A 20,265-nucleotide genomic window follows, 5' to 3' on the forward strand; every position below is an offset into this window, starting at 1 on the left:
CCGAGCCGTGACGGCTCGGGGCGCCCTGTCCTCATGTGGCCTCGTGTACCCGCTACGAGTGCGTGCGCAGCAGCGTGCGCATCGTCCGCATCGCCACCGACAGGTTCGCCAGGTCGAAGGAGTCCGAACCCTGGATCTCCTCCAGCGTGGTGCGCGCCCGGCCCAGGATGGCCTGGTTGCGCTGCTCCCACGCCGTGAAGCGCTGCTCAGGCGTCGAGGTGCCGTTTCCGACGGCCAGGACGTCCGCGGTCAGCGCCGCGTGGGCCGCGTACAGGTCCTCACGGATGGAGGCGCGGGCCATGGACTGCCAGCGGTCGGCGCGCGGCAGCTCGATGATGCGGTCCATCAGCTGGGTGATCCGCAGCCGGTCGGCGAGGTCGTAGTACACCTCGGCGACGTCCAGCGGGTCCTTGCCCATACGGTCGGCCACCGACACGATGTCCAGCGCCGGGAACGCCGAGGAGAAGCCGGCGACCCGGGTGGCGAGCTCGTCGGGCACCCCGGCCCCGGTCAGCTCGTCGTGGATCATCTGCCACCACTCGAGGTCCGCGCCGCGCAGCAGCTTCGTCAGCTGCGCCCACACCTGCTCGACGCGCTCGGCGAAGAACTCGACCGTCTCGGCGAGCTGCAGCGGCTGCGGCCGGTTGTTCAGCAGCCAGCGCGTACCGCGCTCCACCAGCCGGCGCGAGTGCAGCCGGATCCGGGTCTGCACCTCCGCCTCGACCTGGTTGTCGAGCGCCTCGACCGCGTCCCACACCGGCGCCGAACTGAAGATCGCCCGCGCCGCGGTCTGCGCCCGCACGATCTCCTCCAGCGACGCCCCGGTCTCCTCCCGCAGCCGGTGCAGATAGGTCGTGCCGCCGGTGTTGACGGTGTCGTTGACCAGCACCGTCGTGGTGATCTCGCGGCGCAGCGGGTGGTGCTCGATCTGCTCGGCGAACTCCTCGCGCAGCGCCGTCGGGAAGTACGCGTACAGCAGGGAGTGCAGATAGGGATCGTCGGGCAGCGAGGTGTGCAGCAGCTCGTCCGACACCGTGATCTTGGTGTAGGCCATCAGCACGGCCGTCTCCGGGCTGCTGAGGCCCTGCCCCGCTCCGAGACGCTCGCGGATCTGCCGGTCGGTGGGCAGGAACTCCAGCGCGCGGTCCAGGTGGCCCTCGCGCACCAGGTGGCGCAGGAAGCGCTGCTGGGCGTGGAGCATGTCGTTGGACTGGGCGAGGGCGTTGGCGATCGCCGTGTTCTGCGCGTAGTTGTTGCGCAGGACGAGCGCGCCGACCTCGTCGGTCATCTCGGCGAGCAGCTTGTTGCGCTGCTTGACCGTCATGTCGCCCTCGGTGACCAGGCCGTTCAGCAGGATCTTGATGTTCACCTCGTGGTCGGAGGTGTCCACGCCCGCGCTGTTGTCGATGGCATCCGTGTTGGTCTTTCCGCCGGCGCGGGCGAACTCGATCCGGCCCAGCTGGGTCAGGCCCAGGTTGCCGCCCTCGCCGACGACCTTGACGCGCAGGTCCTGCCCGTCGACGCGGATCGGGTCGTTGGCCTTGTCGCCGACGTCCGCGTTGGACTCGGTGGAGGCCTTCACGTAGGTGCCGATGCCGCCGTTCCACAGCAGGTCCACCGGAGCGCTGAGGATCGCCTTCATCAGGTCGGCCGGGGTGACCTTGGTGACGCCGGCCTCGATGCCGAGGGCCTCGCGGATGTGGGCGCCCACCGGGATCGCCTTCGCCGTGCGGGGGAAGACGCCGCCGCCGGCGGAGATGAGGGAGGTGTCGTAGTCGGCCCAGCTGGAGCGGGGCAGCTCGAACAGGCGGCGCCGCTCGGCGTAGGAAGTGGCCGCGTCGGGGTTCGGGTCGATGAAGATGTGCCGGTGGTCGAAGGCGGCGACCAGACGGATGTGCTCGCTCAACAGCATGCCGTTGCCGAACACGTCACCGGACATGTCACCGATGCCGACGACCGTGAAGTCCTCGACCTGCGTGTTCACGCCCAGCTCGCGGAAGTGCCGCTTCACCGACTCCCAGGCGCCGCGCGCGGTGATGCCCATCGCCTTGTGGTCGTAGCCGGCGGAGCCGCCGGAGGCGAAGGCGTCGCCCAGCCAGAAGTCGTAGCTGCCGGCGACGTCGTTGGCGATGTCGGAGAACGTCGCCGTGCCCTTGTCGGCGGCGACCACCAGATAGGTGTCGTCCTCGTCGTGCCGGACGACGTCCGCCGGGGGCACGACCTCGCCGGCGACCATGTTGTCGGTGATGTCGAGCAGCGCGGAGATGAACGTGCGGTAGCTGGCGACGCCCTCCGCCAGCCACGCGTCGCGGTCCGCGGCCGGGTCGGGCAGCTGCTTGGCGACGAAGCCGCCCTTGGCGCCCACCGGCACGATGACCGTGTTCTTCACCATCTGCGCCTTGACCAGGCCGAGGATCTCCGTGCGGAAGTCCTCACGCCGGTCGGACCAGCGCAGACCGCCGCGCGCGACCTTGCCGAACCTCAGGTGCACGCCCTCCACCCGCGGCGAGTACACCCAGATCTCGAACGCGGGGCGCGGCGCCGGCAGGTCGGGGATGGCCTGCGGGTCGAACTTCATGGACACGTAGTCGTGCGGGGCGCCGCTCGCCGACTTCTGGAAGAAGTTGGTGCGCAGCGTCGCCTTGATGACGGTGAGGAAGGAACGCAGGATGCGGTCCTCGTCGAGGGACGCCACCTGGTCCAGGGCCGCGTCCAGCTCCTCCAGCAGCGCGTCGACGATCTCCATCCCGGCGCGCTGCCGGTCCGGCGACATCCGCGCCTCGAACAGCGACACCAGCAGCCGCGTGGTGTGGACGTTCGTGCGGAGGGTGTCCTCCATGTAGTCCTGGCTGAACGTGGAACCGGCCTGCCGCAGGTACTTGGCGTACGCGCGCAGCACCATCGCCTGCCGCCACGTCAGACCGGCGCCCAGCACCAGCGCGTTGAAGCCGTCGTTCTCCGCCTGGCCCGTCCAGGTCGCCGAGAACGCCTCCTGGAACCGCTCGCGGGCGTCGTCGCCGAGGTGGTCGCCGGCGCCGCCGCGCAGCGAGGTCGGGATGCGCAGGCCGAAGTCGTAGATCCAGGCGACGCTGCGGTCCGTGCGACGCAGTTCGTAGGGCCGCTCGTCGACGACCTCGACGCCGAGCCGGTTCAGCACCGGCAGCACCGCCGACAGGGAGATCGCGTCGCCCTTGCGGTAGATCTTGAAGCGGCGCTCGTCGGGGGCCGCGCCGACCGGCTCGTACAGGCTGAGCGAGAAGTTGCGCTCCTCGGTGAGCCGTTCGATGTGGACGAGGTCGGACACCGCGGAGCGCGGGGTGTGGTCGGCCTTGTAGCCCTCGGGGAAGGCGTTGTTGTAGCGGCGCAGCAGCTCCGCAGCCCGCTCCTCGCCGAGTTCGGCGGTGAGCGCCTCGGAGAACGCGTCGGCCCACGACCGGGCCGCCTCCACCAGGCGCGCCTCGATGCGCTCCTTGTCGGAGTCGGACAGCTGCGGCAGCTCGGTGCCCGGCGGGACGCGGACGACGAAGTGCAGCCGGGACAGGATCGACTCGGTGTTCCAGGCGGTGAAGTCGACGCTGATGCCGCCCAGTTCCTCCTTGAGGATGTCGATGATCCGCAGCCGCACGCCGGTGGTGTAGCGGTCGCGGGGCAGGTAGACGAGGGCCGAGTAGTAGCGCCCGTACTCGTCCTGCCGCAGGTACAGCCGCAGCCGCCGGCGCTCCTGCAGGTACAGCACGGACGTCACGATGGAGCGCAGCTCGTCGACCGGGGTCTGGAACAGCTCGTCGCGCGGGTACGTCTCCAGGATCTGCAGCAGGTCACGTCCGTCGTGGCTGTCGGGCGAGAAACCGGCGCCCTCCAGAACGGCGTCCACCTTGCGCCGGATCACCGGGACCCGCAGCACGGACTCGGTGTAGGCGGCGGAGGAGAACAGTCCGAGGAAGCGCCGCTCGCCGACCACGTTGCCGTCGGCGTCGAACCTCTTCACGCCGACGTAGTCCAGGTACGACGGCCGGTGCACGGTGGACCGGCTGTTGGCCTTGGTCAGCACCAGCAGCTTGTGCTCGCGCGCCTTGGCGCGGGCGTCGGCCGGGAGCCGCTCGAAGGAGGGGCTGACGGGGTGGGCGTCGCCCTCGGCGTGGTGCGGGTCGGCCCGCAGGATGCCCAGGCCGGTGCCCGGGACCGCCGCCAGGGAGTCGTCCTCCCGCAGCTGGTACTCCCGGAAGCCGAGGAAGGTGAAGTGGTCGTCGGCGAGCCAGCGCAGCAGCTCGCGGGCCTCCTCCACCTCGGGCCCGGGCAGGTCGCCGGGGACGGGCTCCTCGCCGAGCCGGCCGGCGATGCGCAGCGCCGCCTCGCGCATCTTCCCCCAGTCCTCGACGGCCTCGCGGGCGTCGGACAGGACGCGCAGCAGGTCGGCGGTGATCTGCTTGAGGTCGGCGCGGTCGGTCTCGCGGTCCGTCTCGACGTGGATCCACGACTCGACGTGCGCGTCGTGCGGCAGGTCGCGGGACGAGGGCGCCACAGCGAGCACCTCGATGAGCTTGCCGGTGACGTCCCGGCGGACCACGACCTGGGGGTGGATGACGAGGTGGATGCCGCGGCCCTGGCGGGTCAGCTCGTTGGTGACCGAGTCGACGAGGAAGGGCATGTCGTCGGTGACGACCTCGACGACGGAGTGGCTGCAGGTCCAGCCGTTCTCCTCGACGGTGGGGGTGTGGACACGCACGTTCGCCGTGCCCTGCGGCCGGTTCTCCGCGAGACGGTAGTGGGAGAAGGCGGCACCGAAGACGTCGACCGGGTCGCGGTCGGCGAGGTCCTCGGGGGCGGTGTGCAGGTAGTAGCGCTGGAGGAACGAGAGCACGGATTCGTGGTCGGGGGCGCCCGGGGTTCCCTCAGTGCCCTCGCCCGTCGTCCCGGTCGGTAGGTGCGCCCCGACCGGGCTGTTCTCAGCGACCCGGGCCGCCCTCTCGAGCAGCTCGGCCTTGGCTTCGTCCAGCTTGGTCTGCATTGTCCTCTGGCTCCTGTCGCGCGCCGTTGCGTGACGTAGAAGGAAGTACGGTCTCTTTCCGTGCGGCGTGACGCCACGACGCGGGGTGTCCGGTCTGCTTCGACGCTATGCCGCAGGCTGAGATGAGCGGGGGGATATCGGCCATACTCGGTGCTCCCTGCGGGTGTGACGCTGCTCTCTGCACCGTCGGCTCCGGGGATCTGCACGGCGTCCTGGGGGCCCTCTTGACCCCGTCCCGCCCGCGAGGACCAGCGACCGCCGCCCGGCCTCGGAGTTCCTCCGAGGTCACCGGGCGCAGGGCAGGGGCCACGACGCCCCCGCGAACTATCGCGCTGATCACGCCACAAGGCTATCGCCCTCGACCCGGGGGTCGTCATGAGCCGTATGTGTACAAAACCAGGGGTCGAAGTTTGACGTTCTGCACAGGGGCGGGGGCGGGTGGGATGTGTGAGGGGCGTGCCGCGACAGAGGTCGCCGCGCGCCCGCCCCGGAGGGACCCTGAGAACACGCCGCCGCTCGGCAGGGCCGTGCCGAGGGGCACGTCCGAGGAGCGTCCGTCCGTGAGGAGCCGCCCGACATGACCGTGAAGATCCTCGTCGTCACCGGCGACGCAGCGGAGAGCCTCGAAGTCCTCTACCCCTATCAGCGCCTGCGTGAGGAGGGCTACGAGGTCCACATCGCCGCCCCCGCCCGCAAACGGCTCCGCTTCGTCGTCCACGACTTCGAACCCGGCTTCGACACCTACACCGAGAAACCCGGCTACACCTGGCCCGCCGACCTGGCCTTCTCCGAGGTCGATCCCGGCGAGTACGCCGCCGTCGTCGTGCCCGGCGGCCGCGCCCCGGAGTACCTGCGCAACGACCCCGAACTCCGCAAGATCCTCAAGTCGTTCTTCGACGCGGACAAGCCCGTCGCCCAGATCTGCCACGGCCCGCTCCTCACCGCCGCGGTCGACGGCCTCACCGGCCGCCGCGTCACGGCGTACCCGGCACTGGAGCTCGACATGCAGACCGCGGGCGCGACCTTCCAGGACGCCGAGGCGGTCGTCGACGGCACGCTGGTCTCCTCCCGCGCCTGGCCGGACCATCCCGCCTGGATGCGCGAGTTCCTGGCCGTCCTGCGCGCGAAGGCGCCGGCGCTCTGAGGCCGGGTCACGCGCGGTCCGCTCCCGGCTCATGGTCCGCTCCCGGCTCGTCGGCGTCGCCGGCGCCGGCGGTCGACGGGGGCGTGGCTTTCGTGTGGAGCACCGCCCGGGCCTGCTCCGCCGCGCGGGCGGTGTTCTCGGCGACGAAGTCGAGGAACCGGGCGACGTTCTCCAGGCGGGCGGCGGCCGGGGTGTCGGGACCGAGGACGTCCACGCCCTGGCGCGCGACCTCGACGACGTGGGCGATGGCGCGGGCGCTGGCCATCATCGACTGGTACCAGACGTCGTCGTCGACGATGTACCGCTCGCGGCGCCGTTCGTCGCGCTCCCTGCGGACGAGGCTCTGGCTCTCCAGGAAGGCGATCGCCTTGGAGACGGACGCCGGGCTGACCTGGAGACGCCGGACCAGTTCGGAGGCGGTGAGGCTGCCCTCGTCGCTGAGGGAGAGGGAGGCCATGACCCGCGCCGGCATCGCGGTCATGCCGGAGGCCATCATGACGGTGGTGAACGTCTCCTCGAACTCGCGTACGGCCTCGGCGTCCCGCCCGTAGGGCTGGGGGGACGCGTCCGCTCCCCGGGGCGCGGCCTGCCTGCGCCGGTGCGTACGGCGCTCGGTGGCGCGGTGGGCCAGGTCGGCGCGGTAGGCGGTGGGACCGCCGTTGCGCATCACCTCACGTGTGACGGTCGAGGTCGGGCGGCCCAGGCGCCTGGCGATCTCCGCGTAGGCGAGGCCGTCGGCCAGCCCCAGGGCGATCTGCTGGCGTTCCTGCTGGGTGAGCCTGCCTCCCGGCATCGCGTTCTCCTCATGTCGCCCGTCGAATGCCGCCAGCTTAGCGTTCACTCCCATCCATTGCAACGATCAGACCTCCTGATGTTGCGTTAAGTTCTGATCCATTGCAATGATTTAGCCATTCTGAGCTGCACTTATTCACCTTGATTGCAATGTTGGTGTTGAGCGATCCATGAATGCAACGTAGCTTTTCCATCGTCAGAAACAAGCACGAGCAACGAGTCGATGGAGAACACCATGCAGACGTTCAACACCCCCGCCGCGATCGCCACCGTCCTCGACGTCCCCGCCGGCCGCATCCGGTTCATCGCAGCGGACCGCGCCGACACCACTGTCGAGGTCCTGCCCGCGGACGCCTCGAAGAGCCGCGACGTGAAGGCGGCGGAGCAGATGACGGTCGAGTACGGCGACGGCGTCCTGCGGATCGAGGCCGCACCGGCGAAGAACCGCGTCCTCGGCCAGTCCGGAGCGGTCGAGGTGACCGTCCAGCTGCCGGCCGGCTCCCGTGTCGAGGCGAAGACCGCCGACGCCGAGCTCCGGGGCGTCGGACGACTCGGCGACGTCGCCTTCGACAGCGCGCAGGGCACGGTCAAGCTCGACGAGGCCGCGAGCGCCCGCCTCGCCGTCCTCGCCGGCGACATCACGGTCGGCCGCCTGGGCGGCTCCGCCGAGCTCAGCACCCAGAAGGGCGACCTGCGGATCGCCGAGGCCGTCAGCGGCACGGTCGTGCTGCGCACCGAGTACGGCCAGGTGTCGGTCGGCGCCGCCCGCGGCGTCTCCGCCTCCCTCGACGCCGGCACCGGCCACGGCCGGATCGACAACGCGCTGAAGAACACCGACGGAGCCGACGCCGGCCTGACCATCCACGCCACCACCGGCTACGGCGACATCATCGCCCGCAGCCTCTGACCCGCGGCCTTCGAGGAGACACCCACCATGACGAACCTGGCCATCGCGGCGAACGGGCTGCGCAAGTCCTACGGCGACAAGACCGTGCTCGACGGCGTCGACCTGGCCGTCCCCGAAGGGACGATCTTCTCCCTGCTCGGGCCGAACGGCGCCGGCAAGACCACCGCCGTGAAGATCCTCTCCACCCTCGTCACCGCCGACGGCGGCCGGGCCAGGATCGCCGGCCACGACCTCGCCGCCGACCCGCAGGCCGTGCGCTCCGCGATCGGCGTCACCGGACAGTTCTCCGCCGTCGACGGGCTGATCACCGGCGAGGAGAACATGCTCCTGATGGCGGACCTGCACCACCTGTCCAGGAGCGAGGGCCGGCGGGTGACCGCCGAACTGCTGGAGCGCTTCGACCTCGTGGGGGCCGCGAAGAAGCCCGCCTCCACCTACTCCGGCGGCATGAAACGCCGCCTCGACATCGCCATGACCCTGGTCGGCGGCCCGCGCGTCATCTTCCTCGACGAACCCACCACCGGCCTCGACCCCCGCTCCCGGCACACCATGTGGCAGATCATCCGCGAACTCGTCACGGGCGGCGTCACCGTCTTCCTCACCACCCAGTACCTGGAGGAGGCCGACCAGCTCGCCGACCGCATCGCCGTGCTCCACGACGGCACGATCGCCGCCGAGGGCACCGCCGAGGAGCTCAAGCGGATCGTCCCCGGCGGCCATGTCCGGCTCCGCTTCTCCGACCCCGCCGCCTACCGGGGCGCCGCCGTCGCCCTCGGCGCCGCCACCCGGGACGACGAAGCGCTGGCACTGCAGATCCCCAGCGACGGCACCCAGCGCGACCTGCGCGCCGTCCTCGACCGGCTGGACTCGGCCGGCATCGAGGCGGACGAGCTGACCGTGCACACCCCCGACCTCGACGACGTGTTCTTCGCCCTCACCAGCCCGGCCGACGTCCCCCACCAGTCCAAGGAGAACGCCCGATGAGCACCCCCCTGGCCCCCGCCCGCCCGACCCGGCTCTCCCTCGCCGTCCGCGACTCGGCCACCATGCTGCGGCGCAACCTCCTGCACGCCCGCCGTTACCCCTCCCTCACCCTGAACCTGCTGCTCACGCCGATCATGCTGCTGCTGCTCTTCGTCTACATCTTCGGCGACACCATGAGCGCGGGCATCGGCGGCGGGGACCGCTCCGCCTACATCGCCTACCTGGTGCCGGGACTGCTGCTGATGACCATCGGCAGCACCACCATCGGCACCGCGGTGTCCGTCGCCACCGACATGAACGAGGGCATCATCGCCCGCTTCCGCACCATGGCCATCCACCGCGGCTCGGTGCTCATCGGCCACGTCGCCGGCAGCGTGATCCAGTCGGTCGCCAGCGTGATCCTGGTGGGCGCCGTCGGCGTGGCCATCGGCTTCCGCTCCACGGACGCCACCGCCCTGGAGTGGCTGGCGGCCTTCGCCCTGCTCGTGCTGTTCTCCCTGGCGCTCACCTGGATCGCGGTCGGCATGGGCCTGGTCAGCCCGAACGCCGAGGCAGCCAGCAACAACGCGATGCCACTGATCTTCCTGCCCCTCATCTCCAGCGCGTTCGTCCCGGTCGACGCGATGCCGGGCTGGTTCCAGCCGATCGCCGAGTACCAGCCCTTCACCCCCGCCATCGAGACCCTGCGCGGGCTGCTCCTCGGCACCGAGATCGGCCACAACGGATGGCTGGCCGTCGCCTGGTGCGTGGGGCTCGCGGTGCTCGGCTACTTCTGGTCGGCCGCGAAGTTCCACCGCGACCCGAAGTAACCGCCATGACAGCGCGGGCCGCCGCCCGCAGTCCGCACCGCCCGAGGGCGGCGTGTCCCGACACCACGTCGGAATGCGCCGCCCGGCTCGCGTTCCCGGGCCCCATCCCCTTACGCGGCCAGCTCCTGAGCCACCTCGACCGCCTCCGCCAGCGAGTCCACCACCGGCACGCCCACCACCTCGAGACTGGCCCGGCTGTGCGACCCGCCCGTGTACAGCACGGCCCGCGCCCCCACGTGCAACGCGGCCACCGCGTCGTCGGCGGCGTCCCCGATCACCACCGTGCGCTCCGGCTCGACCACGGCCAGCGCCTGGAGATGACGCACCATGTGCTGAGCCTTGCTGCCCCCGGACGGCCCGGTCCGCCCGTCCACCCGCACGAAGTGCGGCTCGATCCCGAAGCCCCTGACCAGCGGCACGAGTTCGTCGTGCACGTACATGCTCAGCAGCGACTGGCTGCGCCCCGCCCGCCGCCACCCGGCGAGCAGCTCCGCCGCCCCCTCGGTGAGCCCGCAGCGCACCCGGTGCTCGGCGTAGTAGCGGTGGAAGACCTCGTCCATGACCTCCCACTCGGCGTCCGTGGGCAGGCGGCCCAGCAGCCGCTCGTAGAACTTCGGCACCGGCACGCAGTACAGCGCCCGGTACCGCTCCAGTGTGATCGGCTCCAGGCCCAACTCGACGAACGCCGCGTTCGTCGCCCCGATGATCGCGTCGTTGTCGTGGAACAGCGTGCCGTTCCAGTCCCAGACGATGTGCGCCGCTGACTTCCCCATACCGGCAAACGTACCCGCCGCCGCCGACAATCAAGAGAACCGGGCTCGGCGGCCTCGGGGCCCCTCAGGCCCCGGAGCCGACCAGGTTGGGGATCTCCTGAGTGGCGAACCACAGCAGCTCGTGGTCCTCGACGCCGTCCACCAGCGACTGCGCGGCGCCGTCCCCGCCGTCCGCCGCCGCCAGCGCCTGCGCGCCGGCCCTCACGTCGGCCTCCGCGTCCTCGCCGTCGACGTGCACCGAGGCCGTCTTGGCCAGCGGCACCGCGACCGTGACCCGCACCCGGCCGAGCGCCGCCTCGTCGCCGCCCTCGTCGCCGGGGCCGGCGACCACCGCGCCGTCGGGCACGTCGACGGCGACGACGACCCGCCGGCGCGGGGCGGCCGACTCCGCCGCGAGCAGCCTCAGCGAGGCCAGCGCCGCCCGGCCGAGGGCCGCGTACTCCAGCTCCTCCAGGTCGTCGGAGACGTACCACTCGCGCAACGCGGGCGTGACGGCGTACGCGAGGAGCGGCCCGGACCCCAGCTCCCCCGCCTTGTGCGCCTCGGCGAGGGAGGGGAGGGTCAGGGGGACGTACACGCGCATGGCAGGCCGCTCTTTCCTGGTCGAAGACTCCGGTCGGCGCCCCGCGAGGGGCGGCTGCCACCTCCCGAGGGCCTTCAGGATACGTGCGGCAGTACTCTTTCGAGTCCCCGCCCGCGAGGGTCGAAACGTCCACCTCGCGCCTCGGAATTCACCCGCCGCACCGCGCCTGCCAGGCGTTTCCCCTTCCCCCGCCACCCGGACAAGTGAATCCCGCCCGCCCGCGCCGCACCTTCGGGGTTCCTTGCCATGGCCGGTCGCAGCCCGTACAAGAACGACCACGGAAAGTTACTGCCCGGTACGCAGAGTCGGGCACGTAAGAACGGGGACACCCATGCACAAGGTCATGAGCAGGACACCGCGCACCCCCGGCAGCCGCCCTCCGGGCCGCCGCGACACCCGCCGCCCCGCGGGCGCACCGCCCCGCACACCGAGCGGCGGCGCACCCCGCGCGACACCCGGCGACGGCCGCCCTCCCGGCTCCCCGGGCGCCTCCCGACGGGGCGGCACGGGCCCCGCCGACAACCGCCCCGCCACAGCCCCGAGCGCCGCCGGGCGCCCCACACCGGCCACCGCACGCACCGCGCCCCACCCGGGCCGCGACAGCACGGCACCGGGATCCGCCGTGGCCCCTCCCGGCCGGCCCGGCTCCATCACCGCACCCGGCCGGCCCGCCTCCACCACCGCACCAGCCCGGCCCGCGTCCGTTCCCGAGCAGACGCCGCGCCGGCCGTTCGTCCCGCCGCAGCCCCGCCCCACCGACCTCTTCGCCGACCGGCTGCTCGCCGTCCTGAGCGGGCGGCGCCCCGTGCACTGCATGCTCCGCCACACCGTCGGCCGCGCCTACGACGACCTGGCCCACCTCGCCGAACACGGCCCCCTGCGCACCTCCCGCGGCGTCAGCCCCGTCGTCCGCGACATCGGCTACTACCTCGCCCGTCCCGGCGCCATCGAGGCCTTCGCCCGCATCGGCGCCGGCGAGCGGCTGCGTGCGATGGCCTTCCGCCTGGAGCTCGGCGCCGACCAGCGATGGCGCTGCACGGCCGTGGAAGTCGACGGCCCCCGCCGACCCCGCCCCGCGGACGACTGAACCCCCCACCGCCCGGCACGGCGAAGGGCCGGGCCACCCCCACCTGGGTGACCCGGCCCTCGCACCACGCGAACCGCGGAACGGCTGCTTTCAGCGCGTCACTTCTTGCGACGCCGCCCGGCCTTCGCCTGCTTGCGCCGCTCCGCGCGCGTCAGCCCGTCGGCCTCCGACCGCACCGGCTCGCCGTCACTGTCGAAGTCACCCTCGATGGTGCCGCCCTCGCCGTCCACGGTGGGCGCGGAGAAGTGCAGGTTCCGCCGCTGCGGAGCGTCCAGCCCCTTGGCGCGGATCTCCGGACGCCCGTTCGCCTGCGCCGGCACCACGTCCTGCTTCTCCAGGCCGACCGGCGCCGCTTCCTCCACCGGAACCTCCTCGACCTGCTGCTCCACCTGGACCTCCAGGTTGAACAGGTAGCCGACGGACTCCTCCTTGATGCCGTCCATCATCGCGGTGAACATGTCGAAGCCCTCACGCTGGTACTCCACCAGCGGGTCCTTCTGCGCCATCGCGCGCAGACCGATGCCCTCCTGGAGGTAGTCCATCTCGTACAGGTGCTCACGCCACTTGCGGTCCAGGACCGACAGCACGACCCGGCGCTCCAGCTCACGCATGATGTCGGAACCGAGCTGCGCCTCACGCGCCTGGTACTGCTCGAAGATGTCGTCCTTGATGGACTCGGAGATGAACTCGGCCGTCAGACCCGCCCGGTCACCGGCCGCCTCCTCCAGCTCGTCCACGGTCACCTTCACCGGGTACAGCTGCTTGAACGCGCCCCACAGACGGTCCAGGTCCCAGTCCTCGGCGAAGCCCTCGGCGGTCTCCGCCGTCACATACGCGTCGATCGTGTCGTTCATGAAGTGCTGGATCTGCTCATGCAGGTCCTCGCCCTCCAGCACCCGACGCCGCTCGCCGTAGATGACCTCACGCTGCCGGTTGAGGACCTCGTCGTACTTCAGGACGTTCTTGCGCGTCTCGAAGTTCTGCTGCTCCACCTGCGACTGCGCCGACGCGATCGCACGCGTCACCATCTTGTTCTCGATCGGCACGTCGTCCGGCACGTTCGCCATCGACATCACGCGCTCGACCATCTGCGCCTTGAACAGCCGCATCAGATCGTCACCGAGGGACAGGTAGAACCGCGACTCGCCCGGGTCGCCCTGACGGCCGGAACGACCACGCAGCTGGTTGTCGATACGACGCGACTCGTGCCGCTCGGTGCCCAGCACGTACAGGCCGCCGAGCTCCTCGACCTCTTCCTTCTCGGCCTTCACCGCCTGCTCGGCCCTCTCCAGAGCCGCGGGCAGGGCGTGCGCCCACTCCTCGATGTGCTCCTCCGGGTCGAGACCGCGCTGCCGCAGCTCCGCCTCCGCGAGGTCCTCCGGGTTGCCGCCCAGCTTGATGTCCGTACCACGACCGGCCATGTTCGTGGCCACCGTCACGGCGCCCTTGCGGCCCGCCTGGGCGACGATCTGCGCCTCACGCTCGTGATGCTTGGCGTTCAGCACCTCGTGCTGGACGCCCCGCTTGGACAGCTGCTGCGACAGGTACTCCGACTTCTCGACCGACGTCGTGCCGACCAGGATCGGCTGGCCCTTCTCGTGCTTCTCGGCGATGTCGTCGACGACCGCCTCGAACTTCGCGACCTCGGTGCGGTAGATCAGGTCCGACTGGTCCATACGGACCATCGGCCTGTTCGTCGGGATCGGCACCACACCGAGCTTGTAGATCTGGTGGAACTCGGCGGCCTCGGTCATCGCCGTACCGGTCATGCCGGACAGACCGGGCTGTTCCTTGCCCTCGTGGTCGTGCCGCTTGTAGAGACGGAAGAAGTTCTGAAGGGTGATCGTGGCGAGCGTCTGGTTCTCGTCCTTGATGTCCACCCCTTCCTTCGCCTCGATCGCCTGGTGCATGCCCTCGTTGTAGCGGCGGCCGGCGAGGATACGACCGGTGTGCTCGTCGACGATCATGACTTCGCCGTCCATGACGACGTAGTCCTTGTCCTTCTTGAAGAGCTCCTTCGCCTTGATGGCGTTGTTCAGGTAGCCCACCAGAGGGGTGTTCACCGACTCGTAGAGATTGTCGATGCCCAGCCAGTCCTCGACCTTGCTGACACCGGCCTCGTGAATGGCGACCGTGCGCTTCTTCTCGTCGACCTCGTAGTCGCCGGTCTCCTCGATGCCCTTCAGCGGGTTACCGGCCTCGCCCCGCTTCAGACGGGTCACCAGCTTGGCGAAGTCGCCGTACCACTTGGTGGCCTGGTCCGCCGGACCCGAGATGATCAGCGGCGTACGCGCCTCGTCGACGAGGATCGAGTCCACCTCGTCGACGATGGCGAAGTTGTGGCCCCGCTGCACGAGCTCGTCCTGCGACCACGCCATGTTGTCACGCAGATAGTCGAACCCGAACTCGTTGTTCGTGCCGTACGTGATGTCGCACGCGTACTGCTCGCGCCGCTGCGACGGCGTCATGTTGGCCAGGATGCAGCCGACTTCCAGCCCCAGGAACTTGTGGACGCGGCCCATCATCTCGGAGTCGCGCTCGGCCAGGTAGTCGTTGACCGTGATCAGGTGGACGCCCTTGCCGGACAACGCGTTCAGATAAGCGGGCAGCGTGCCCACCAGCGTCTTGCCCTCACCGGTCTTCATCTCGGCCACATAGCCCATGTGCAGCGCCGCGCCACCCATCAGCTGCACGTCGTAGTGCCGCTGGCCGAGCACGCGCTTGGCGGCCTCACGCACCGTGGCGAACGCCTCCGGCAGCAGGTCGTCGAGGGTCTCCCCGTCGGCGTACCGCTGCTTGTACTCATCGGTGAGGGCCCGCAGCTCGGCGTCGGAGAGGTCGACGAAGTCCTCTTCGATGGAGTTGACCTGGTCCGCGATGCGGTGCAGCTTGCGCAGGATCTTGCCTTCGCCTGCACGCATGATCTTCGAGAGGACGGACACGGGGGTTGGTCTCCTTGCCGGTCGGGCCTGGGACGGTCGGTTTCCTGATGATGACTGAGCAACGGCCATCGTATGCGAGGACCCCGCCACGCCGGGAGGCCTGCCGTGGCGCGGACCGCACAGCGCGGCGCACATGCCCCACATTGTTCTTCACACTGCACAACCATTGTTCTTCACACTGGACAACGGCCGGGCCTCACGGATGGTGCCGCATCCCGCGAACGAATTACGCGAACCGTGATCACCCGCACACAGGGTGCACCCGGCCCGCACACCACCTGGCACCCGCGCCGCGTCCGGCCCACACATCACCCGGCACCCGCGCCGCGTCCGGCTCACACATCACTCGGCATCCGCGCTGTACCCGGCTCACACATCACCCGGCACCCACCCCGTACCCGAGCCGCAAATCACCTGGCGTCCACCCCGCCCACCCGCGCAGAATCGCCCGATGGAGCCCGTCACCCTCACCACGGACCGCCTCGTCCTGCGCGCCCCCGGCCCCCAGGACACCGACGCCGTCCACGCCTGCGCCCAGGACCCCGACATCCAGCGCTGGACCACCATCCCCTCCCCCTACCTCCCCGAACACGCCCGCAGCTTCACCGAACAACTCACCCCCGACGGCTGGGCCGACCGCTCCATGTTCACCTTCGGCGTCTTCCTCCCCGACCGCACCCTCACCGGCATGCTCAGCCTCACCATGCGCTCCCCGGGCACCGCCGAGATCGGCTTCTGGGCCGCCAAGGAACACCGGGGCCGCGGCTACACCACCGAGGCCGCCCGCGCCGCCTGCCGCTGGGCCTTCACCCACCTGGCCGTCGACCGCGTCGAATGGCGCGCCGAAGTCGGCAACACCGCCTCCCGCGCCGTCGCCGAACACACCGGCTTCACCCTCGAAGGCACCCTGCGCTCCGCCATCGACAACAAGGGAGTACGCCGCGACTGCTGGCTGGCCTCCCTCCTCCCCTCCGACCTGGGCCTGCCCTCCACCGCCCCCTACCTGCCGACACCGGGCGACCGGCCCGCCACGACCGGAGCGGCCTGAGAGCGCAACCCGCCGCCCGCCCGCGTCATCGCAGCTCAGCCCGCACTGTCAGACCCAGCCCCTATCGTGCCCACCATGACGACCCCGCCGCCCACCGCAGAACTCACCGCGGACGAAGCCCGCCGCATCGCCCTGAGAGCCCAGGGCTTCCTCGGCACACCCGACCGCCGGGCCGGCGTCCGCGGCGTCCTGCGCCACCTCGGCGCCGTCCAGCTCGACACCATCTCCGTCCTCGCCCGCTCCCACGAACTCATCCCCTACGCCCGCCTGGGAGCCGTGGGCCGCACCACCGTCGAGAACGCCTACTGGAAGGACACCCACGCCTTCGAGTACTGGTCCCACGCCGCCTGCATCCTCCCCATCGAGGAATGGCCCCACTTCGCCTTCCGCCGCCGCGCCTACCGCGCCCGCCCCCAATGGCACCACCACCTCCCCGACGGCGCCTACGACCAGGTCATCAAACAGCTGCGCACCGAAGGCCCCCTCACCGCGACCGAGTTGGGCGGCGCGAAGAAGACCAGCGAGTGGTGGGACTGGTCCGGCACCAAGGTCGCCGTGGAACGCGCCCTGATGTACGGCGAGGTCGTCTGCGTCGAACGCCGCGGCTGGAAGCGCGTCTACGACCTCGCCGAACGCGCCGTCCCCGCAAGCCTCCTGCACGACGAGCTGGACGACACCGAATGCCTGCGCCGCCTGGTCCGCCTGGCCGGCCAGTCCCTCGGCGTCGGCACCCGCGCGGACATCGCCGACTACCACCGCCTCAAGGGCGAGCAGGTCGACGAGGTCATCGCCGACTCCGGACTGGTCCCCGTCACCGTCGCGGGCTGGTCCAAGCCGGCCTGGGCCGACCCGGCGGCCCTGGAGACCGTCCCGCGCGGCCGCCACCGCACCACACTGCTGTCGCCCTTCGACTCCCTCATCTGGGAACGGGCCCGCACCGAACGCGTCTTCGGCTTCACCCACCGCCTGGAGGCCTACGTCCCCAAGCCCAAGCGCGTCCACGGCTACTTCGCGATGCCCGTCCTGTCCGGCGGCCGCCTCGTCGGCCGCGTGGACCCGGCCCGCGAAGGACGCACGCTGGTCGCCCGACAGGTCAGCCTGGACAGCCCCAAAGCGGTCCCCGGCGTGGCACAGGCCCTGGCCGAAGCCGCGAGCTGGGTCGGCTGCACGGACGTACGCGTGGAACGCGTCGACGCACCCGACCTGCGCGACCCGCTCACGAGAGAACTCGCCCGAGCCCTCGCCTGACCACCGCGCGCCCGCCTAACGGATCTCGAGGATCTTCTCCCGCATCGCATACACCACGGCCTCCATCCTGGAGTGCAACTGCAGCTTCTCCAGGATGTTGCGCACATGGTTCTTCACGGTGTTCTCGGAGATGAACAACTCCTTGGCGATGTCCCGGTTGTTCATCCCCGTGGCGACGAGCTTGAGCACTTCCAGCTCACGATCCGTCAGCCGCGGCGCGGGAACCAGCCGACGCTCGTCGGTCCGCTGGATCATCGATTTGAACTCGGTGAGCAGTTTCGACGCCATCGAGGGACTGATCTGCGACTGACCGTCGGCCACCGCGCGAATGGCGGTGGCGACCTCGTCCGTGGAGATCTCCTTCAGGAGATATCCCGTCGCCCCCGCCTTGATCGCGTCATAGAGGTCGGCCTCCTCGTCACTGATCGTCAACATGATGATCTTCGCGCTGGGGGCCACCTCCTTGATGGAGGTGCACGCCTCGATCCCTCCGCGTTTCGGCATCCGCACATCCATCAGCACGATGTCCGGCAGCAGATCGGCGGCCTTGTCCACGGCCTCCGCGCCGTCGCCCGCCTCACCGACGACCTGGATGTCCTCCTCGGCCGCCAGCACGATCTCCAGACCCCGGCGGAACAAGGCGTGATCGTCCACTACAAGGACTCTGATCGGCTCCCCGCGCTCAGTGCCCGCGTCCGGGCCCACGCCGACGACGCCCTCGCCGGCACCCCCGCCACGCATCGGTCCGAAGCTGTCCGCCATCGTTCCTCCCCCAGAAGGCTGTGGCCGTGGTCCTTTGCCATCGCCAACGCAAGGCACCGGCCCAACGGTTGAGCCGTTGCCCGCCATGATTCCATGCCCGAACGACAACACGGTGACAGAGCGGCGCCCCAGGGGGTCGCACACGGGTGCCCCCGGGGGCGCACACGCGCTCCACGGGGGCACCTTTCAACCGTCACCGCGCAGGGTCAGCCGCCCAGCGCGCCGCCCGCCTCGGGGGAATGGGCCTGCGTGACCATCGTGTCCGTGCTGAGGTGGATGACGCCGTAGTCGTAGGCGTGCCGCCGGTAGACGACGCTGGGTTCCTTCGTCTCGGAGTCGACGAAGAGGTAGAAGTCGTGACCGACCAGCTCCATCTCGTAGAGGGCCTGGTCGAGCGTCATCGGAGCGGCCACGTGCGTCTTCTCGCGGACCACGAGGGGGCCTTCGCCCTGCACCTCGAGCGAGCCGATCTTCTTCGTGGGCACACTGTCCGACTCCTCGGCGGAGACGGGCTGCCCGTTGCCGTTCAGGGTCGCGACGCCCGGAACGTGATCGGCGACCTCCGCCGCCGTGAGCCGGCGCGCACCGCGCCGCGTGTAACGCTTGTCGTGCTGCTTGCGGAGCTGGGCGTCCAGCTTCTCCGCCGCCAGATCGAGTGCCGCGTAGGGGTCGCTGGCCGCCGCCTCCGCCCGGATCACCGGACCACGGGAGCGGAGCGTGATCTCCACTCGCTCACACCGGTCGGCCTGTCGCGGGTTGGGCTCCTTGGACACCTCGACGTCGAGGCTGATCACCTTGCCGTCGAGCTTCTGGATCTTCTCCAGCTTCAGCTTCTCGGCCACGTGCTTGCGGAACCGCTCGGGCACCTCGGTCTTGCGGCCCTTGACGACGATGTCCACGCAGAACTCCGTTCCCGGATCGCTCCGCATCAACGGCGGAGCATCTCCCTTTTGCACCAAGCTCCGGTGAGCACCGGAACCTCGGACTCGGTGACTCCCACCTCCTCCTCCCCCATGGGCGCGATCTCCACCCCAGGCGCCACGGCCTCATAGCCAGAACCGCAGCACCGGATTCGGATTCGAGAGGTGTGGCCTGCGGCTTTCCCTCACAACCGAACATATCTCGCCCGGACGGATGGCGTCACCCTCTACTACCGCGTACCTCCGTTCAGGTGAATTCGCTCTCTCATTACCTGCAACGACGCAAGTCAGCACTCAGTTCCGGTTTATTTCCGGAGAGTCAGGAGAAGCCGCGACCACCGCAGCGAACAACAGCTCACCGCCACCGCGACCCACACCTCCTTCCCTCGTTCCCACACCCCGTACCCCACTGCCTTCCCGACCAACGTCCCGATACACAGCCCCACCCCCGAACGCACCCCGACCGGCCACACCGCCGGCCCGCCCCACCCTCCTCACAGCCGTACGCACGGCACGCGCCGCCTCCGCAAGGGACGCTCCCGTCGTGACGACGTCGTCGACCAGCACCACCGAGGCACCGCGCAGCAGCCGCGCCCCGCCGGGAACCACCGCCAGCGCGCCGCCGAGATTGTCCATCCGCTGCCGTGAGTTGAGCCCCACCTGATCGGCCACCGCCCGCCGCTGCCGCAACACCGCCGCCACCCGCACCGGCACCCCCTCCCGCCGCAGCACGACAGCGGCGGCGAGCGCGATACGGCGAGCGGGATCATGACCGCGAGCCCGCACGGCTCGAGACGCGGAGGGGACGGGGACGAGCAGTACGTGTCGTTGGTGTCGTCGGTGCCCTACCTGTTCCACGTGTCCTTGGGGTGGGGCCCCCTCCCCCACCCCCACCTCCCCCAGCCCCGCCCGCACCACCCCCGCCAACGCCTCACCTAGCGGGCGCGCCAGCGCCAGCGCGCCGCGTTCCTTGTGGGCGAGCAGCACTGCCCGTACCTCGTCCGCGTACCGGGCCGCCGCGTGCACGGCGGGCAGCCCGGGCGGTGCCGGTTCCGGCCGCACCCGGCGCGGCTCGGCTCCGCCGAGTGCCGTACGGCAGGCGGGGCAGAGCATCACGCGGGCCCGCCCGCACCCCGCGCACTCGGCGGGAAGGATGAGAGCGGCGAGTTCTTGCCACCACCGGCGAACGATGTCCACGCGTTCACTGTGCCGCGAGCGGGGCGAACGGGCCACCCCTGTGGAAAACCGCCCGAAAGCC

15 protein-coding genes are annotated in these 20,265 nt (G+C 70.5%); 7 read left to right on the forward strand and 8 right to left on the reverse strand.

The genetic code is table 11. The annotated features are described in order from the left end of the window. Window positions 1–52 precede the first annotated feature (52 nt). Complete coding sequence (locus tag ACIRS4_RS29650) at window positions 53–5,008, reverse strand: NAD-glutamate dehydrogenase (RefSeq protein WP_404201819.1); 4,956 nt, start codon at window positions 5,006–5,008, stop codon at window positions 53–55. Between the two features lie 577 nt (window positions 5,009–5,585). Here ACIRS4_RS29650 and ACIRS4_RS29655 point away from each other — a divergent pair. Next, a complete protein-coding gene (locus ACIRS4_RS29655; protein ID WP_404201821.1) occupies window positions 5,586–6,152 on the forward strand; it encodes a DJ-1/PfpI family protein in 567 nt (188 codons plus the stop codon). A 7-nt stretch (window positions 6,153–6,159) separates the two neighbouring features. Here ACIRS4_RS29655 and ACIRS4_RS29660 read toward each other — a convergent pair whose 3' ends face one another. After that, the gene (locus ACIRS4_RS29660; RefSeq protein WP_404201823.1) at window positions 6,160–6,945 is read right to left on the reverse strand and encodes a helix-turn-helix domain-containing protein; all 786 of its coding nucleotides are present in this window, start codon (window positions 6,943–6,945) and stop codon (window positions 6,160–6,162) included. A 234-nt stretch (window positions 6,946–7,179) separates the two neighbouring features. On the opposite strand from ACIRS4_RS29660, the gene ACIRS4_RS29665 reads away from it, so the two are divergent. The 3 genes from ACIRS4_RS29665 to ACIRS4_RS29675 are packed head-to-tail and all read left to right on the forward strand — an operon-like array spanning window position 7,180 to window position 9,644. Beyond that, the gene (locus tag ACIRS4_RS29665; protein ID WP_404201825.1) at window positions 7,180–7,851 is read left to right on the forward strand and encodes a DUF4097 family beta strand repeat-containing protein; all 672 of its coding nucleotides are present in this window, start codon (window positions 7,180–7,182) and stop codon (window positions 7,849–7,851) included. Window positions 7,852–7,878: 27 nt separating this feature from the next. After that, a complete protein-coding gene (locus tag ACIRS4_RS29670; protein WP_404201827.1) occupies window positions 7,879–8,835 on the forward strand; it encodes an ATP-binding cassette domain-containing protein in 957 nt (318 codons plus the stop codon). Beyond that, on the forward strand, window positions 8,832–9,644 hold the full coding sequence (locus ACIRS4_RS29675; protein ID WP_404201829.1) for an ABC transporter permease: 813 nt from the start codon (window positions 8,832–8,834) through the stop codon (window positions 9,642–9,644). Before ACIRS4_RS29670 ends, ACIRS4_RS29675 begins: the two co-directional genes overlap by 4 nt. Before the next feature lie 110 nt (window positions 9,645–9,754). Here the strand turns inward: ACIRS4_RS29675 and ACIRS4_RS29680 are convergent, their stop codons facing one another. Both ACIRS4_RS29680 and ACIRS4_RS29685 read right to left on the reverse strand, forming a co-directional pair. Continuing rightward, window positions 9,755–10,417: an HAD family hydrolase gene (locus tag ACIRS4_RS29680; RefSeq protein WP_404201831.1), complete on the reverse strand. Its 663-nt coding sequence runs from the start codon at window positions 10,415–10,417 to the stop codon at window positions 9,755–9,757. Window positions 10,418–10,481: 64 nt separating this feature from the next. Beyond that, window positions 10,482–11,000 carry a DUF6912 family protein gene (locus ACIRS4_RS29685; protein WP_404201833.1) on the reverse strand — a complete coding sequence of 173 codons (519 nt, stop codon included), beginning with the start codon at window positions 10,998–11,000 and terminating at the stop codon, window positions 10,482–10,484. Window positions 11,001–11,331: 331 nt separating this feature from the next. Here ACIRS4_RS29685 and ACIRS4_RS29690 point away from each other — a divergent pair, with 331 nt between their 5' ends. Beyond that, on the forward strand, window positions 11,332–12,087 hold the full coding sequence (locus ACIRS4_RS29690) for an Rv3235 family protein (protein ID WP_404201835.1): 756 nt from the start codon (window positions 11,332–11,334) through the stop codon (window positions 12,085–12,087). A 98-nt stretch (window positions 12,088–12,185) separates the two neighbouring features. On the opposite strand, the gene secA is transcribed toward ACIRS4_RS29690, so the two are convergent. Next, the gene (gene secA / locus ACIRS4_RS29695; RefSeq protein WP_404201837.1) at window positions 12,186–15,029 is read right to left on the reverse strand and encodes a preprotein translocase subunit SecA; all 2,844 of its coding nucleotides are present in this window, start codon (window positions 15,027–15,029) and stop codon (window positions 12,186–12,188) included. 451 nt (window positions 15,030–15,480) lie between these two features. Here secA and ACIRS4_RS29700 point away from each other — a divergent pair, with 451 nt between their 5' ends. Both ACIRS4_RS29700 and ACIRS4_RS29705 read left to right on the forward strand, forming a co-directional pair. Further along, entirely contained in the window at window positions 15,481–16,077 is a 597-nt protein-coding gene (locus tag ACIRS4_RS29700; RefSeq protein ID WP_404201839.1) for a GNAT family N-acetyltransferase, read from the forward strand. A 75-nt stretch (window positions 16,078–16,152) separates the two neighbouring features. Next, window positions 16,153–17,325: a winged helix-turn-helix domain-containing protein gene (locus tag ACIRS4_RS29705; RefSeq protein WP_404201841.1), complete on the forward strand. Its 1,173-nt coding sequence runs from the start codon at window positions 16,153–16,155 to the stop codon at window positions 17,323–17,325. A 15-nt stretch (window positions 17,326–17,340) separates the two neighbouring features. On the opposite strand, the gene ACIRS4_RS29710 is transcribed toward ACIRS4_RS29705, so the two are convergent. From ACIRS4_RS29710 to ACIRS4_RS29720, 3 genes are all read right to left on the reverse strand, one after another. Next, window positions 17,341–18,087, reverse strand: coding sequence for a response regulator (locus ACIRS4_RS29710; protein ID WP_404201872.1), 747 nt, complete (start codon window positions 18,085–18,087; stop codon window positions 17,341–17,343). A gap of 206 nt (window positions 18,088–18,293) precedes the next feature. Then, window positions 18,294–18,986, reverse strand: coding sequence for a ribosome hibernation-promoting factor, HPF/YfiA family (gene hpf, locus ACIRS4_RS29715; protein WP_404201843.1), 693 nt, complete (start codon window positions 18,984–18,986; stop codon window positions 18,294–18,296). A gap of 315 nt (window positions 18,987–19,301) precedes the next feature. Then, on the reverse strand, window positions 19,302–20,204 hold the full coding sequence (locus ACIRS4_RS29720; RefSeq protein WP_404201845.1) for a ComF family protein: 903 nt from the start codon (window positions 20,202–20,204) through the stop codon (window positions 19,302–19,304). Between the last annotated feature and the right edge of the window lie 61 nt (window positions 20,205–20,265).

Source organism: Streptomyces sp. NPDC101166, from assembly GCF_044768125.1.
Classification (GTDB): Bacteria; Actinomycetota; Actinomycetes; order Streptomycetales; family Streptomycetaceae; genus Streptomyces.

Excerpts from the sequence above, each read along its gene's own strand:
- ACIRS4_RS29650 (WP_404201819.1), bottom strand. The coding sequence starts at position 5,008 with ATGCAGACCAAGCTGGACGAAGCCAAGGCCGAGCTGCTCGAGAGGGCG.
- ACIRS4_RS29655 (WP_404201821.1), top strand. The coding sequence starts at position 5,586 with ATGACCGTGAAGATCCTCGTCGTCACCGGCGACGCAGCGGAGAGCCTC.
- ACIRS4_RS29660 (WP_404201823.1), bottom strand. The coding sequence starts at position 6,945 with ATGCCGGGAGGCAGGCTCACCCAGCAGGAACGCCAGCAGATCGCCCTG.
- ACIRS4_RS29665 (WP_404201825.1), top strand. The coding sequence starts at position 7,180 with ATGCAGACGTTCAACACCCCCGCCGCGATCGCCACCGTCCTCGACGTC.
- ACIRS4_RS29670 (WP_404201827.1), top strand. The coding sequence starts at position 7,879 with ATGACGAACCTGGCCATCGCGGCGAACGGGCTGCGCAAGTCCTACGGC.
- ACIRS4_RS29675 (WP_404201829.1), top strand. The coding sequence starts at position 8,832 with ATGAGCACCCCCCTGGCCCCCGCCCGCCCGACCCGGCTCTCCCTCGCC.
- ACIRS4_RS29680 (WP_404201831.1), bottom strand. The coding sequence starts at position 10,417 with ATGGGGAAGTCAGCGGCGCACATCGTCTGGGACTGGAACGGCACGCTG.
- ACIRS4_RS29685 (WP_404201833.1), bottom strand. The coding sequence starts at position 11,000 with ATGCGCGTGTACGTCCCCCTGACCCTCCCCTCCCTCGCCGAGGCGCAC.
- ACIRS4_RS29690 (WP_404201835.1), top strand. The coding sequence starts at position 11,332 with ATGCACAAGGTCATGAGCAGGACACCGCGCACCCCCGGCAGCCGCCCT.
- ACIRS4_RS29700 (WP_404201839.1), top strand. The coding sequence starts at position 15,481 with ATGGAGCCCGTCACCCTCACCACGGACCGCCTCGTCCTGCGCGCCCCC.
- ACIRS4_RS29705 (WP_404201841.1), top strand. The coding sequence starts at position 16,153 with ATGACGACCCCGCCGCCCACCGCAGAACTCACCGCGGACGAAGCCCGC.
- ACIRS4_RS29710 (WP_404201872.1), bottom strand. The coding sequence starts at position 18,087 with ATGGCGGACAGCTTCGGACCGATGCGTGGCGGGGGTGCCGGCGAGGGC.